A 15,173-nucleotide genomic window follows, 5' to 3' on the forward strand; every position below is an offset into this window, starting at 1 on the left:
ATAACGAGATGATCCTATCGATATAGCGTCGAAGAACAAGCGCCAATCAGGGTCGGGGATATGCCCATTAGGATTAGCCGCTGCGCCAGGCACCGCTTCCTGAAGCCCCTGGAGCGACGCCGCCTTGGCGCGATCATTGCGCTGGTCGCGGGATCGCTCGCAGCCTGGAGTACCGGCGGGGCCGCCGCGCAGGATGGGCCACAATGGACCCCTGCGGCCTGGAATGCCGAGGCGATCTACCGCGGTGCGACAATCGCCGCCGACCTTGTTCTTCCCGATGCAGCCGAGAGCATCGACCAATTTGCTGCACCGCGCATGGCGCTGCTCAAGCCCGATGGCGCCGGCCCGTTCCCGGCCATCGCGCTCCTGCACCAGTGCGCGGGACTGAATCCTGCCGTTGCGGCCTGGGCGCGCAGAGCCGTCACGCGCGGCTACGTCGTCCTGCTCCTCGACAGCCTTGGGGCGCGGGACGTCAGGAGCGTCTGCTTCGGTCCGAAGAACGGGGTGAATTTCTTTCGCGGCGCAAGAGATGCCATGCAGGCCGCAGAGCACCTGCGCCGGCAAGCCTATGTCGACAAGGACCGCGTCGCGCTGGTCGGTTTTTCCTGGGGCGCCATGGTCGGATTGATGGCGGCCAGCTCCCACACGGTCAGCGCGTTGAAGTTCGACAAGGGATTCGCCGCGATCGCCAGCTTCTATCCGGGCTGCTTCCGCGTGACGCCGCCGAACGGACGACCGCCCTTCGACATCGTCAACTCGGATGTCGCGCAACCGCTTCTCGTGCTGATGGGCGATGCGGACACCGAGACGCCCGCGCCGGACTGCATCGACAAGCTCGACGCTCTCAAGCGGGACGCTCGGCCCGTGGAGTGGCACCTCTATCCCGGTGCGACGCATTGCTGGGATTGCCAGCAGCTCGATGGCTTCAGCAAGATCGACGTACGCGGCCATCGCGTCGAATATCATTTCCGCAAGGACGTCACTGAGGACTCCGAGCGCAGGCTGTTCGCGTTTCTCGAACGTGCGATGCCGAAGCGATTGCCGCAGGTCAGCCCTTAGAGATGACCGCGCGTCCGTAGGGCGGCTGCGCCGCGACCGGCGGGTTGGCGGTCTGGGCGGCAAGTTCGCCGATCAGTCGGTCGGCATCGGCTGCCATGCCGTCGGGGGCCTGGATCACCAGGCGCTCCAGCGCCCAGCGGTAGGAGGAGACGCGCTGCTCCAGGCACTGCTGCACCCACTGCACGATCAGCGAGTTCTCCTGCATGCGCGCGACCGCGTCGTCCCTCTCCCGCGGCGAAAGGGCGGAGACGCGCGCCATGCTGGCATCGCGCTTCCTGTCGAGATCGATCACGCGGATCGCAGAGGCGAAGAACGGCTCGAAGCGGGTGATATCGTTACGCACGTCCTCGATCAGCTGCGCATAGCGCGAGGCATGCGAGCGGTGCGGCTCGTCGATCAGCGTGCGGCCGTACATGGTGCGGTCGAATACGATCTTCTGCCGCCAGGGCGATGGCAGTGCCTTGTAGTCGCCGAACACGCTCTTCCACGCCGGGCGCGACAGCGGCGGCTCGATCATGGGATAGGCGAGATCGCGCAGCTGGCGTTCTTCGTCGGTGAGCTGGAATTGCGAGGGCTTCAGGCCGACGCTGGAGGTGACCTCCGCACCTAACCAGCGATGCATGTCGTCGCTGCGCATGCTCTCGCGGGTGCGGCCGAAATCGCCGCCGCTGCAGGCGGCGAGCATCGCGCCTAGCAATGTGAGCACAACGGCCGATGAAAAGGGCCGGATCTGGTGGATGGTGTCCGGCATTGCAAGAAGCCGGACGTCAGCGACGGCGCCGACGGCGCCCCGGCGCTGTGCCCTGCTCCGGCCCGCGATCGCCACTGGTTTCGTCCGCCTCACGCTCGATACGGATCACGGGGAGAATCACAATCGTTCCCGTTTCCGCGCGCGGCGTGGCATCCCCCGACGAGCCTGCCCGGCGACCGGCCGGAAATTCGATAATGGTCCCCATATCAGCTCTCTATCAAATGCCGCGCGACCGGACGCGTTCATGCAACATGCATGCATTAAGATCAGTTCATGGTTAACGGGATGTAAACGCCTCTTCCGAACCGTAGCCGCACGGGGCCTCGGCGGATCTTGGCGCGGCGTCCCGTTGCGGCACGACAACACTTAAATTTAGGGATCAACTTCACGCCTCGTTTTCCTTAACGAGCCTTTAAAGGAGCCTGCGATAGGTTGCGGAGGAGTATCTCTTCCAGGTCGCGTATCTCTCCATGACCAAATCGCTGTTTCCCGGATTCGACGGGCTGATGACCCTGTCCCGTCGCGAAGGCGTCGACGTTCGCCCGACGCTGCTGCGCGTGCTGACCGACCTCTATGTCCAGACACGCGTCCACAGCGACGACGAGCAGCGCCAATTCGTCGAGCTCGCCACCCGATTGATCGACCAGGTCGACGATGCGACGCGCGCGGCCGTCAAGGCCCGGCTTGCGACCTATCCGTCGACGCCCGTCCCGATTCTCCAGAAGCTCGGACTGGTGGCTGCCCAGGAAGGCCGAAGGGTTCCGCTGGCGCGCGAGATTCCGACGCCGCCGCCGGCACCCGCCCCGGTCCGCAGGCCGACCGAGGCCGAGCAGCGCATGGCCTCCAACATGGCGATGCAGCCGAAGGACGCCGCCGAGATCCACGACATGTTCTTCCGCGCCGGCGCCTCCGAGCGCGCGCTGATCCTGCACAATCTCGCGCAGACCCCGCTGAAGGCCGCGCCGCGGATTCCGACCGTGCGCGCCAAGCGCGCCATCCAGATCCTGGAGATGGCGGCGATCGCGGGCGACGTCGAGAACTTCACCTTCGAGCTCGGCGACAGCCTGATCCTGCCCTCGCGCGTCGCGGCCCAGATCGTCGACGATGCCGGCGGCGAAGCGCTCGCGGTCGCCGCGCGCGCGCTCGACATGCCGAGCCCGGTCTTCCAGCGCATTCTGCTGTTCTTCAAGCCGGAGATCGGCACCTCCGTGAACGACGTGTACCGGCTGTCGCGGCTCTATGACCGCCTCAGCGACCGCTCGGCGCTGGTGATGCTGGCGGCCTGGCGCGGCTCGACGCTCGCCGTCACCCGCGCAAAGTATCAGTCCGCGCTGCATGACAGCGAGCGTCAACGCGCGCGTGCGGGCGCAGGCCAGACGCGGCCGGGCGTACAGCCGGGCTCGAGCTCGACGGTGCGCACCGGCACCGGCGGATCATCGGAACGCTGATCAGGTCTTCGCCAGTTCGAGGAAGTGGCGCCCCGCGCGGTCCTCGGTCTCGACGATCCAGGCGTCCGGATCGAAGCGGACTTCCTTGGTCAGCCGTTCCTCGATGGTGTGGTCCGGCAGGGGCTGCAGCGCGACCGGCACGAAGAAGCGATCGACCGGCCGGCCGTCGTCATAGACGGTCTGCGGCGCAGGCGTATACAGCATCGCATTGCCGTCAAGCAGTGACACCTTGACGAACACCGCGCCCGCCTCCTCGGCGCCGCGGCGGCGCACCGCGCCGAACACGCCCTCGGTCTGGCAGCGGCGCAAGTAAGCCGCCACCCAAATGTTGGATTTCAAACGCATGAGTCGAACGATAGGCGAGTGGCGCAGTCAGCACCAGCCTTCGCACGCGCGTGGAATTAATCGACGGGATGGCCGATCGCCGCACCGAGTTCGCGCAGCAGACGGTCAGACACCTGACCGGTGACCTGCATCTTGTGCTCGCGCTCGAATTTCTGGATCGCGGACTGGGTCTCGCCGCTCATCGTGCCCGTGATCTTCAAGTTCCCGTAGCCGTATTCGGACAGCGCGCGCTGCACGCCGGCGATACGCCGCGCGGCCGGGCTCTGCAGCGGGATCGGCGCCGGCGGACGCAGGGCCGAGGGCGGCGCCGAGGTCGTCGCCTTGACCAGATTGGTCATCGGATCGCTCGAGCGGGTCGAGGCGGTCGCCTCGACAGGCTTTTCGGGCGGCTTCTCGGCGGCGCGCTCGACAGGTTTGGGCTCGGCGCGGAACTCCGTCGCTCGCGGCTCGAGCGGCGAGGTGTCGGCACCGACGGGACGCGGACGCGGCAAGGGGTTCGACAGCGAAGCGGACGATGGCGCGGGTAGATTGATCACCGTGCCGAACATCGGCGCGGGATGCCGGCCGGTCTGAAGGAACAATGCATTGGCAACGATCGCAGCGACCGCCGCGACGGCGACGAGGCCGGCCAGCGTATCCTTGGGGCTGTGCAGCAGCACGCGCATGACGAGGTTGCGCTCGGTCTCGACATCGATGACCGCGGCCTTGGCGCCACGACGGCGCGGAGCGGGTTCGTCCTTTGCAGACTTCTTAGGCACTTTTCTTCACCAGAGCGGGTTGGTTCTGAGTTTCCTGACGCAGCACCGGCGTCAGGGTCGCGATCTTGCTCTCGTTCGCCTTCTCATCGGATGTCTTTTTATCAGACGTTTTGGCTAGCGGCGCCGTGTAGACGAGCGGCAGCTTGACGGTGACGGCCGTGCCCTCGCCGAGCCTGCTTTGTACCGTCAATTCGCCGAGATGCAACGCCACGAGACTCTTCACGATAGAAAGGCCAAGGCCCGTGCCTTCGTGACGGCGCTGATAGGTCTTGCCGGCCTGGAAGAATGGCGCGCCGATGCGCTTGAGATCATCGGGCGCGATGCCGACGCCGGTGTCGCTGATGCGCAGCGCAAGCTGTGAACCCGACACCGCCGCAGTCACGGTGACCTGACCGCCGCGCTCGGTGAACTTGATGGCGTTGGCAACGAGGTTGAGCACGATCTGCTTGAAGGCCCTGGGATCGCCGGTCATGACGGGCAGGTCCTGCGGCGCATCGGTGATGAGATCGATGCCGTTCTCCCGCGCCTTCAGCGCGAGCAGATTGCAGCAATGCATGAGCGAGGCGCGCGGCGCGAACGGCTCTGACGCAATCTCGAAATTGCCGGATTCCATCTTGGACATGTCCAGGATGCCGTTGACGACCGACAGCAGGTGCTGGCCGGAATCGTTGATGAGCTGAGCGTATTCCTTGCGCTGGGCCGCCCCCAGCATCAGGGTCTGCTCCTGCGCGATCATCTCAGAGAAGCCGATGATGGCGTTGAGCGGCGTGCGCAGCTCGTGACTCATGGTGGCGAGGAAGCGCGTCTTGGCGGCGTCGGCCGCCTCGGCCGCGCTGCGGGCCTGATCCAGTGCCTGCTCGGACAGCTTGCGGTCGGTGACGTCGCGCATCACGGCGACGACTTCGGCTTCATGCGTGACGTCACGCCCTTTGTCCGGATCGAGTGGGCGGCAGCGCATCTCGACCCAGATGAAGTCGATCTGGCCGCGCTCGGAGCCGGCCGGCTCCCGCCGCAGCCGGAACTCGACGCTGCGCACGTCACCGCGCGCCGCATCCGACAAAGCGGTGAGATAGGCCGGCCGATCGGCGACGTGGACACGATCGAACAGGCCGTGGCCGAGCAGTTGCGCGGCGGAGACGCCGAGCATGGCCTCCGCCGCCGGCGAGATGAACTGCACCGCGCCATTGCGCTGGTGCCGCGAGATGACGTCGCTCATGTTGCGCGCGAGCAGGCGATAGCGCTCTTCCTCGCGCGACAGCAGCGCAACGCTGGTGCGCGCGAGCGATTCCGCGCCGAAGGCGAGGCCGGCGGCGTAGAGCGTCGCCGACGCGACGCCGAGCGCCATCAATACGCCGCGTTCTGCGGCGTTCAGCTGGTCGAGCGGCAGCCAGCCGAGCTGGCTGACGAGGATCAGGATTCCGGCACAGGACAGCGCGAGCAGCGAGGCGAAGGCCGCGACGCGGCGCGAGGCCGACAGCGCCGCTTCGAGCGGAACCACGACCAACCAGATCGCGGCGAAGGATTCGATGCCGCCGGTGGTAGCCGCAATCGCCATGATCAGGCTGGCCAGCGCCAGCGACGACAAGACGTGCGCGCCTTCATAGCGGCCGGTGCGCGACAGGAACCAGGACAACAGGATCGGCGCGATCAGCCAGGCGAAGGCGGCGACCTCGATCGCGCTCGGCGCGCCGCGCAGGACGAGATAGATCGGAAATGCGGCAAAGGCGGCCAGGCTGCCGAGCAGCCGCGGCGCCATGAAAGCACGATGGCGCGCTCGCGTCAGCGCATCGTAACGCGCGGAGGGATGCAGCAGTGCATCGAGACAATCGCGGATGATACTCAAAACTGTCACGGGTCTCGCGCTTCGGCCCAATCGTCTTTAGAAGACGCGCCGGAACGCCTCCTTGTCGTTGAGTCACCGTGTCAGAGCGACCTTAAACGAGTGCTAAGGCGGTGCGGCGTGCGGCCGGACACCGCGTCATCGCGAGGCTTTTTAGACGATTTGGCGATGTCATCCGCGAGGATGGTGAACACAGGGTTTCACGTTGCTCCGCATGGTTTCGAATTGGTGGATGCGGGATGCCGGCAGAATCACCGGCGCGCGCGTCAATCGAAAATTTACTGGAACGTCGATCCCGAAGAATCTTGCGTAAATTTTCCGCGAATTAAGCTCAAGGCAATCACTTGCGATTTATCGAGGGCTGCTAGGTCCGACATCCCGCGGAGATCGCCGCGGGCGGGATCTAACATACAGGTCGCAAGATGCGCTTTCTGCTCCGCATCACATTCTGGCTCGGGCTGGTGCTGGTGCTCCTGCCGCGGGACAAGACTCCCGAATCGGAAAAGCTGCCGCAGATCGGCGCTGCCGACGCGGTGCAGGCTGCGACTGCGGCCGTCTCCGACGCGAGCCAGTTCTGCAAGCGCCAGCCGACAGCCTGCGAGGTCGGCGGCCAGGCCGCGGCCATCATCGGCCAGCGGGCGCAGGACGGCGCGCGCAAGCTTTATCAGATCATCAACGACAAGAAAGAGCAGATCACCAACGAGAAGCACGAGAAGACTGACAAGAAGGCGCCAGACCATACCGGCTCGATCGCGCTGGCCGGGGAAGGTGATGCCGCCCCGAGCGAGGCCCCGCGCGATACGCTGACCCAGGACGACCTCGCGCTGGAATGGCGCGGACCTGCGACGGCGAATTAGCCCCCAAACCCTATCGATTTCACGGCTTTCCGTCCCTATATTAGCCCGAACGGGAACCACGGGCCACATGACGACGATCGACGACATCAGGGACAATTTCGAGCTTTTGGACGAGTGGGACGACCGCTACCGGTACGTCATTGAGCTCGGCCGTACCCTGGAACCGATGCCGGAGGCCGAGCACTCCGCCGAGAACAAGGTGCAAGGCTGCGTCAGCCAGGTCTGGCTCCAGAAGTTGGTCGACCGCGGCCATGGCGCGCCGATCCTGAAATATCGCGGCGACAGTGACGCGCATATCGTGCGCGGGCTGGTCGCGATCGTGCTCGCGCTCTATTCGGGCCGCACGCCGCAGCAGATCCTCGATACCGACGCGATCGCGGTGTTCAACGAGTTCGGCTTTCGCGATCATCTGACGCCGCAGCGGTCCAACGGACTGCGCTCGATGGTCGAGCGCATCAAGACCGACGCGAAAGAAGCGCTCGCGGAAGTTTCGTAGGGTAGGCAAAGGCGCCTTTGCGCCGTGCCCACCAGCTTTCTCCAATCGCACTCGAAGTCGTGGTCACGCTTCGCTTTGCCCACCCTACCAGATCCGTGGCCGGTTCTACTTCCGCTTCCGCTGCTGCTGTCCCAGTCCCATCTGCTTCGCCAGCTGCGAGCGCGCCACCGCGTAGTTCGGCGCGACCATGGGATAGTCTGCCGGCAGGCCCCATTTCTCGCGATATTGCTCGGGCGTCATGTTGTACTGGGTGCGCAGATGGCGCTTCAGCGACTTGAAGCGCTTGCCGTCCTCCAGGCACACCAGATAGTCCGGCGCGATCGACTTCTTCAGCGAGACCGCCGGCTTTGCCGGCTCGAGCGGCGGCGTCTCGGTGCGCCCCGACGAGATCCGCACCAAGGCGCCATGCACCTGGCTAATCAGGTTCGGAATCTCGGCCGCGGGCGTCGGATTGTTGCTGAGATAGGCCGACACGATGCTCGCCGTCAGCTCGATGAAATTCTTATTCGCCGGATCCGACATGCGACCCGCCCTTTCTCCGCCTTGCGTCGCACGGATAGACGACGCCGAAGTATTCCGTGTCAACAACACGTTCGGGTGAAACATCACAATCAACGACGATGAGCCGATTACTGGTGAACGGCGGCGCTTTACTTGGGCGCGGCCGTCTCAGCCGCGCTGGTCGAGATGGGCGCGCAGCTCGTCGATCGAGGCAAAGCGCATCATGCCCTCCGGCATCTGCGCCTCGATCGAACCGTCTGAATAGAGCGAATAGGCCATGCCATCGACGACGCCGGACTTGAGCACGGTGACGGGCGGTTGCTCGGGCGCAGCCGCCGGCTCAGGTGCGGGCGGCTGCGGGGGAGCAGCTTCCGCAAAGGTCGAGGGCGAGCGCGGTGGCAGACGACGCGCGGTAACCGGCGGCTCCGGCGGACGCATGCGCTCCGGCTTCGGCCAGGCGTCGTCGAAACTGGCAGGCGGAACGTCCTGCGCGGCGGGCGCTGCGAATTCTTCTTGGGGTGGCGGCGGCGGGCCTTCGGTGACTTTTGCCTCCGCGCGCTCGCGCTCCTTGCGCGAGGTCGAGGCGAACAGCAAATTGCGGCGGCGCGGCGTTTCCGGAGCGGCAGCAGGCGTTGGTGCTTCCGGCAGCTCGATGCGCGGGCGCTCGCGCGTGGCGGCTTCGCTCTGCCACGGCGGAGCCCCTGCGGCCGGTGGCGGCGCCGGTTCGACCTTGGCAGCCGAGGTAAGCGCCGGCTCGGGCGCAGGCGCGCCGGGTGTCGCCAGGCCCGGCAGCACCGGCCTGACCCGAACTTCGGACGGCGCAGCCAATCCGGCAGCCAGCCGGCGGGCGATGCCCCTCAGCTCGAGAAGCAGGAGATGCAGCCCGACCAGTAACAGTCCGGTGCAGACGCCGATGGTTCCGGAGATTATGAGGGTGCTGCCGACACTGAATTCCCTGACGGTATAACCAAACAGGATCGCAAGGAGGCCCGCCAGAACGGCGAAAATCCCCACGATCAACAATGCCAAGGCCATCGAATTCACCCCCGCCGCGTATCCACACGCGACACTCGTCGCGCCACGATACCGTCATACGGTGTTCCACGCCAACGACCAATTGTGCGCGCTGTTCCTAAAGAGAAGGAAATCAGGGACTTATTCACATTCCCTTCAGCTGAGCTTGGCTACAGCTACAATGCTCCAAGTTTCTGGATTTGCTGCGTCGCATCAGGAATTTAGCCATAATGCCCAATTACTTGATAATGGAACTGCGCTATAGGGATTCCGGGGAGCAGGTCCGCGCGCACCAGCTGGGCCAAGAGGGGATTCCGGGGCGCCAATAGCCATGACATCCATCACGACCTCGGCGATCGACACGCCTCTGCGGCGCTCGGTCGAACGTACCTGCGACGATCTCGCCATGCTGGTGCTGGCTGCGGTCGCCGTCATTGCAGGTCTGACCTTCCGCGACTACGGGCTCGGCTGGGACGATTACACCCACGCTGAATATGCCGATCTGTTGCTGCGCATGTTTGGTTCCGGCTTCAGGGACACCGCGGCGCTCTCCTTCGCCAATCTCTACATGTATGGCGGCGGCTTCGACATGGTCGCCGCCCTCCTGCACAAGATCATTCCACTCGAGCTGTTCGAGACGCGACGTCTGGTCGGCGCCTTCGTCGGCGTGATCGGACTTGCGGTGACGTGGCGGCTCGGCCGCCGCATCGGCGGCCCCCTTGCAGGGCTCGCGGCGCTCTTGCTGCTCGCGCTGTGTCCGATCTTCTACGGCCACATGTTCATGAACCCGAAGGATGCGCCCTTCGCGGTGGCCATGATCACCCTGATGCTGGGCCTCGTCCGGCTCGCCGAGGAATATCCGCAGCCTTCGCCGCGCACGATCCTGATCGTCGGCTTGGGTGCCGGTCTTTCGCTGGGCTGCCGCGTTCTCGGCGGTCTCGCACTGGTTTACGCCGTGCTGGGCTTCATGCCGCTGTTCCTGGAGGAGCTGCGCACCGAGGGCCTGCGCGAGTCGGTCCGTCGCTTCGCCCATGTCGTCTATGTGCTGCTACCCGGCCTCGTGCTCGGCTACCTCGTGATGGGCCTGATCTGGCCGTGGTCGATCATGGAGCCCGGCAATCCCTTCGAGGCGCTGACCTACTTCTCGCACTTCTTCGAGAAGCCCTGGAAGGAGATGTTCGACGGCGCGATCGTGTCCGTGCCCGACATGCCCTGGTCCTATCTGCCGACGCTGTTCGCGCTCCAGCTGCCCGAGGTGATGCTGGTGCTGATGACCGGCGCTGCGATCGGCACCTTCGCGCTGCTGCCGCGCCGCGGGGTTCCCGCCCGCCGCAAGACCATCCTCTTGATGCTGACGCTCGCCGCGACCCTGCCGCTCGCAATCGCGATGGTGAAGCGGCCGGCGCTCTACAACGGCATCCGCCATTTCGTCTTCGTGATCCCGCCGATGGCGGTGCTCGGCGGCGTCGCCTTCGCCTGGACCATGGAGCGCCTGCGCACCAATCACCGCACCTGGCAGCCGGTCGTGCTCGCCACCTTCTGCTTCGGCCTTGCGCTCTCGCTGGCCGAGATGATCCGGCTGCACCCCTATCAATACACCCACTTCAACCACATCGCCGGCACCGTTCGCGGCGCCGACGACCGCTTCATGCTGGACTATTGGGGCCTGGCGCTGAAGCAGGCCTCCGATGAACTGCGCGAGCAGCTCGTGGAGCGCCAGGAAGTGCCGCCCGTCAATCGCAAATGGAAGGTCGCGGTATGCGGTCCGCAGCGCCCGGCCCAGGTCGCGCTCGGGCCCGACTTCACCATCGGCTGGGATTCCAACGCGGCCGACTTTGCGATGACGCTCGGCGAGTTCTACTGCAAGGGCCTGACCGCACCAGTCATGGTCGAGATCAAGCGCGACGACGTGGTGTTCGCCCGCGTCTACGACATCCGCGGCCGCAGCATTTCCAGCCTGCTGTCGATCCCGGCGCCATAATAATTTTCTCCTGACCCGTAGCCGGGCGATCCCGCACGACGCCTACACTCCATGCGGGCTACGCTGAACTGCCGCGCGCTTTGCGCGCCTTGCTGCCGGCGTCTCCCAAGACTACGCTCCCTCCCCGCAACAACGATGTTCGGAGAAATCAGCCATGTCGCCAGCGGAAGCGCGCCTCAAGGAAGTGCCGTCGAACATGACGGAGGCCGAATGGCAGCAACGGGTCAATCTCGCCGCCTGCTACCGCCTCGTCTCGCTCTACGGCTGGGACGACCTGGTCGACACTCACATTTCCGCGCGCGTGCCCGGCCCCGACCATCACTTCCTCATCAATCCCTACGGACTGATGTTCGACGAGATCACGGCGTCCAGCCTCGTCAAGGTCGATCTGCACGGCAATCAGCTCTCCGAGAGCGAATACAGCATCAACCCGGCCGGCTTCACCATCCATTCGGCGATCCACGAGGTGCGCGAGGACGCGATCTGCGTGCTGCATCTCCACACACTCGACGGCACCGCGGTGTCGAGCAGCGCGGAAGGGCTGCTCCCGCTCAACCAGACCGCTCAGCTCGTCACCCACGACCTCGCCTATCACGACTACGAGGGCATTGCGCTGGACCATGACGAGCGGCCGCGGCTGCAGAAGGACCTCGGCGACCACAACCACATGCTGCTGCGCAACCACGGCACGCTGACGGTCGGCCGCTCGGTCGCCTCCGCATTCGAGCGCATGTATCACCTCGAGCGCGCCTGTTCGATGCAGGTGCGCACGCGCGCGCTCGGCACGCCGGTCTATCCGGTCGACGACGTCGCGATCGACAAGAACACCGAGCTGCTCGCCAACCGCGACCGCGCCGAGCTGCGCGCAACCAACCTCGTGTGGCCGCCGCTGCTGCGCAAGCTCGACCGCGAGCTTCCGGGCTACCGGTCTTGAGATTTTCGGGATTTCGTGTAGGGTAGTTCTCACCTACCTCTGCACATTCTGGAATGAAACGCCGCCCAATTCCGGGCGGCGTTTTTATTTGGCCCTGCCGTCTCTGCACCCGTCATTGCGAGAAGCGAAGCGACGAAGCAATCCAGACTGGCCCCGCAGAGGAATTCTGGATTGCTTCGCTTCGCTCGCAATGACGGGGAGAGGTCTCGTAGAGTGGAGCGAAGCGTAATCCACCTATTCTCTCTATGCGGACGCAAAAGTTGGTGGATTACGCCTTCGGCTAATCCACCCTACGCACCGAGGATTGGGGTCTCGTAGGGTGGGCAAAGCGAAGCGTGCCCACGTCTTCTTCTTTCGCAATCACTGAGTGATGGTGGGCACGGCGCGCGAAGAGCGCGCCTTTGCCCACCCTACGGGACTACGGCACCGTGCGTCATTTCACCTCCGCCAATGCCGCGAGAATCCTCGCCCAGGAGCGGATGCCTTTCTGGAAGCTGCGCAGGTCGTACTTCTCGTTCGGCGAATGGATGTTGTCGTCGTCGAGGCCGAAGCCGACCAGCAGCGAGTCGAGGCCGAGCGTGCGCTTGAAGTCGGCGACGATCGGGATCGAGGCGCCGGACCCCATCAGCACGGTCTCCTTGCCCCACTCCTCCGTCAGCGCCTTGCTGGCGGCGGCAAGCGGCTTCATGTTCCAGTCGAGCGCGACCGCAGGCGCGGCGGAATGGTCACCGAACTCGACCTTGCAGTCGCCGGGAATACGCGCCGTCACGTAGTCACGGAAGGCCTTGCGGATCTTCTGGGGATCCTGCCCCTCGACCAGGCGGAACGAGACCTTGGCCGATGCGTGCGAGGGGATCACCGTCTTGGAGCCTTCGCCGATATAGCCGCCCCAGATGCCGTTGACGTCACAAGTCGGGCGCGAGGAGGCCTGCTCGATCAGCAGCCGTCCCTTCTCGCCGGCCGGGATCGACAACCCGATCGGCTTCAAGAACATCTCCGGCGTGAGGTTGAGCTTCTTCCACTGCTCCAGGATATCGGGCGGCAGGTCCTTCACGCCGTCATAGAAGCCGGGGATGGTGATGCGGTTGTCGTCGTCGAACAGGCCGCCCAGAATTTTCGTGAGCACGCGGATCGGGTTCATCGCGCTGCCGCCGAACACGCCGGAATGCAGGTCGCGATTGGCGGCCGTGACCTTGAGCTCTTCATAGAGCAGGCCGCGCAGCGAGGTCGTGATCGCCGGCGTGTTGCGGTCCCACATGCCGGTGTCGCAGACCAGCACGTAATCGGCTTTGAACTCGTCCTTGTTGGCCTCGATGAACGGCACGAAATTCTTCGAGCCGACCTCCTCCTCGCCCTCGATCAGGAAGGTGACGTCGACCGGCAGCGAGCCCGTCACCTTCTTCCAGGCGCGGCAGGCCTCGACGAAGGTCATGACTTGGCCCTTGTCGTCCTCGGCGCCGCGCGCGACGATGATCTTGCGGCCATCGGCATGATCGGTGACGACGGGCTCGAACGGCGGACGGTGCCAGAGATCGAGCGGATCGACCGGCTGCACGTCGTAATGACCATAGAACAGCACGTGCGGGCGTCCGCCTGCCCCGGTCTTGCCGACGATGGCGGGATGACCGGCGGTCGGCCTCACCTCGGTGGCGACACCGAGGGTCGCGATGTCCTTGGCGAGATGCTCGGCCGCCGCCTTGCAATCGGCGGCGAAGGCCGGATCGGCCGAGATCGACTTGATCCGCAACAGCGAGAACAGTCGCTCCAGGCTGTTGTCGAAATCCTTGTCGATGTGGTCGAGCACGGATTGAAGCTGCGCGTTGGACATGGCGTGTTCCTGGCTTGTGAATTTCAAGACGTCTGCGCTTTTAGCCCTGCCGCCGGCTCGGAGCCAGCCACAACCGGCGGATGCCGGATGTGCCAAGCGAGGCTACCTGCGAGAATGCCGGTAGCCATGAGGTTATTGCCCCAGGCCTGGAGGACATTGGGAAACCACGGCAGCGACAGCAGCATGAGGATGCCGGCCGCGCCCAAAGCGAGCCAGGTTCCCAGCCGCACATGCGCCCGCGCGTCGAAGGCGGCCCGATACGTCAGCACGGTGATCGGCAGGAACAGCCACATGAAGTAGTATTGCCGCGCCAGAGGCGAGGCAATCGTGATCAGACAGAACAGGATGCCGAGCTCCTCGGCATCGGAGCGCGCCGTTCGCCGAGCTTGCGAAGGCATGATGGCGACGAAGCCGAGCCCGAGCACGACCGACAGCGCGAGCACGATCCAGTTCGCCGTGCTGTAGTCGACGTCGATGACGTTCATCGTCCGCGGTGGCTTGTTGGGATCTTCCTGATTGTAGTTGATCGGCCGGACCAGGCGATGCGTGACGGCAATCAGGGACTGGTTGACCCACGACCAGTTCTGCTCGCCGCGCTGGCCAAAGCCTTTTTCCGAGCTCGACCCGACCATGGCCTGGTACCAGGTCGCAAGTTCGGCCGCATTGCGCTCGAAGCCGCGGATCGGCGCCGGCACGACGTAGAGAAGGATGCCGCTGAAGGCGACGGTCGCGACGACGGCCGCCCACTTCCGCCGCCACGCCAGATAGGGCAGCACCGCGATCGGAAACACCTTGATGGCGATGGCGAGCGCGAACATGAAGCCCGCGAGCCACGACCGCTGCTGCCGCAGACTCCAGAAACCGTAGAGCATCATCGCCAGCAGGACGAGGTTCGGCTGACCGAGGTCGAACATGTCGAACACGAAGGTCACGGTCACGATGGCGGGCAGCGCTTCCAGCCAGGGACCGGGCTTGCGGCCCGATCCGACCAGGACGTGAGAGAACGTCCCGGCGTACCACCACGCCACGGCATTCAGGATCGACAGCACGACATAGAGCGGGATCTTGCCGAACCAGCTCGGGATCGCCAGCAGGATCGCCGGCAGCGGTGGATAGATGAAGTCGAAATACGCGCGGGCCGAGCCAGGATAGAGCGGCTGCCCCTGCAAGACCTGCTGCCCGGCCCAGTACCACAGCGCGTAGTCCTTGGTCTTGCCGCGGCCGAAAATCTCGGGACCAAGCACGTCCGCAGTCAGGAGGACGCAGCAGAACAGGAAAAGCAGGTCCAGCGGCGCACGCAGCGACAGGCGTCTCGGCGGATCAGGTTTGGCTAACGGGGCGATCGAGGTCACGGGTGCGGT

At 65.0% G+C, this 15,173-nt stretch carries 15 protein-coding genes; 6 read left to right on the top strand and 9 right to left on the bottom strand.

Annotated features, from left to right (window positions below):
- Positions 1-60: 60 nt before the first annotated feature.
- A complete protein-coding gene (locus tag NLM27_RS19700; RefSeq protein ID WP_254144883.1) occupies positions 61-1,059 on the top strand; it encodes a dienelactone hydrolase family protein in 999 nt (332 codons plus the stop codon).
- On the opposite strand, the gene NLM27_RS19705 is transcribed toward NLM27_RS19700, so the two are convergent.
- The gene (locus NLM27_RS19705) at positions 1,049-1,810 is read right to left on the bottom strand and encodes a hypothetical protein (protein ID WP_254144884.1); all 762 of its coding nucleotides are present in this window, start codon (positions 1,808-1,810) and stop codon (positions 1,049-1,051) included. The genes NLM27_RS19700 and NLM27_RS19705 overlap by 11 nt on opposite strands.
- Before the next feature lie 16 nt (positions 1,811-1,826).
- On the bottom strand, positions 1,827-2,015 hold the full coding sequence (locus NLM27_RS19710) for a hypothetical protein (RefSeq protein ID WP_254144885.1): 189 nt from the start codon (positions 2,013-2,015) through the stop codon (positions 1,827-1,829).
- A gap of 265 nt (positions 2,016-2,280) precedes the next feature.
- Between NLM27_RS19710 and NLM27_RS19715 the strand changes: the two genes are divergently transcribed.
- Positions 2,281-3,258, top strand: coding sequence for a DUF2336 domain-containing protein (locus NLM27_RS19715; RefSeq protein WP_254144886.1), 978 nt, complete (start codon positions 2,281-2,283; stop codon positions 3,256-3,258).
- On the opposite strand, the gene NLM27_RS19720 is transcribed toward NLM27_RS19715, so the two are convergent.
- The 3 genes from NLM27_RS19720 to NLM27_RS19730 are packed head-to-tail and all read right to left on the bottom strand — an operon-like array spanning position 3,259 to position 6,213.
- A complete protein-coding gene (locus NLM27_RS19720) occupies positions 3,259-3,603 on the bottom strand; it encodes a DUF1491 family protein (RefSeq protein WP_254144887.1) in 345 nt (114 codons plus the stop codon).
- Between the two features lie 56 nt (positions 3,604-3,659).
- On the bottom strand, positions 3,660-4,361 hold the full coding sequence (locus tag NLM27_RS19725; RefSeq protein ID WP_254144888.1) for a peptidoglycan-binding protein: 702 nt from the start codon (positions 4,359-4,361) through the stop codon (positions 3,660-3,662).
- Positions 4,354-6,213, bottom strand: coding sequence for an ATP-binding protein (locus NLM27_RS19730; RefSeq protein ID WP_254144889.1), 1,860 nt, complete (start codon positions 6,211-6,213; stop codon positions 4,354-4,356). The genes NLM27_RS19725 and NLM27_RS19730 overlap by 8 nt, the downstream gene beginning before the upstream one ends.
- 410 nt (positions 6,214-6,623) lie before the next feature.
- Here NLM27_RS19730 and NLM27_RS19735 point away from each other — a divergent pair, with 410 nt between their 5' ends.
- Both NLM27_RS19735 and NLM27_RS19740 read left to right on the top strand, forming a co-directional pair.
- Positions 6,624-7,058, top strand: a complete 435-nt coding sequence (locus NLM27_RS19735; protein WP_254144890.1) for a DUF5330 domain-containing protein — start codon at positions 6,624-6,626, stop codon at positions 7,056-7,058.
- A gap of 67 nt (positions 7,059-7,125) precedes the next feature.
- A complete protein-coding gene (locus NLM27_RS19740; protein ID WP_254144891.1) occupies positions 7,126-7,554 on the top strand; it encodes a SufE family protein in 429 nt (142 codons plus the stop codon).
- Positions 7,555-7,659: 105 nt separating this feature from the next.
- On the opposite strand, the gene NLM27_RS19745 is transcribed toward NLM27_RS19740, so the two are convergent.
- Together NLM27_RS19745 and NLM27_RS19750 are read right to left on the bottom strand one after the other, a co-directional pair.
- A complete protein-coding gene (locus NLM27_RS19745) occupies positions 7,660-8,076 on the bottom strand; it encodes a MucR family transcriptional regulator (RefSeq protein WP_254144892.1) in 417 nt (138 codons plus the stop codon).
- A 147-nt stretch (positions 8,077-8,223) separates the two neighbouring features.
- Complete coding sequence (locus tag NLM27_RS19750) at positions 8,224-9,090, bottom strand: DUF308 domain-containing protein (RefSeq protein ID WP_254144893.1); 867 nt, start codon at positions 9,088-9,090, stop codon at positions 8,224-8,226.
- A 310-nt stretch (positions 9,091-9,400) separates the two neighbouring features.
- Here NLM27_RS19750 and NLM27_RS19755 point away from each other — a divergent pair, with 310 nt between their 5' ends.
- Positions 9,401-11,050 (top strand): glycosyltransferase family 39 protein, encoded by a 1,650-nt coding sequence (locus NLM27_RS19755; RefSeq protein WP_254144894.1) that lies wholly within the window; start codon positions 9,401-9,403, stop codon positions 11,048-11,050.
- Positions 11,051-11,204: 154 nt separating this feature from the next.
- Positions 11,205-11,984, top strand: a complete 780-nt coding sequence (locus NLM27_RS19760; RefSeq protein WP_247496511.1) for a class II aldolase/adducin family protein — start codon at positions 11,205-11,207, stop codon at positions 11,982-11,984.
- A gap of 433 nt (positions 11,985-12,417) precedes the next feature.
- Here the strand turns inward: NLM27_RS19760 and NLM27_RS19765 are convergent, their stop codons facing one another.
- Complete coding sequence (locus tag NLM27_RS19765; RefSeq protein WP_254144895.1) at positions 12,418-13,812, bottom strand: M20/M25/M40 family metallo-hydrolase; 1,395 nt, start codon at positions 13,810-13,812, stop codon at positions 12,418-12,420.
- Between the two features lie 23 nt (positions 13,813-13,835).
- Positions 13,836-15,164 carry a glycosyltransferase 87 family protein gene (locus NLM27_RS19770; RefSeq protein ID WP_254144896.1) on the bottom strand — a complete coding sequence of 443 codons (1,329 nt, stop codon included), beginning with the start codon at positions 15,162-15,164 and terminating at the stop codon, positions 13,836-13,838.
- Between the last annotated feature and the right edge of the window lie 9 nt (positions 15,165-15,173).

It is taken from the genome of Bradyrhizobium sp. CCGB12, from assembly GCF_024199845.1.
Taxonomy (GTDB): domain Bacteria; phylum Pseudomonadota; class Alphaproteobacteria; order Rhizobiales; family Xanthobacteraceae; genus Bradyrhizobium.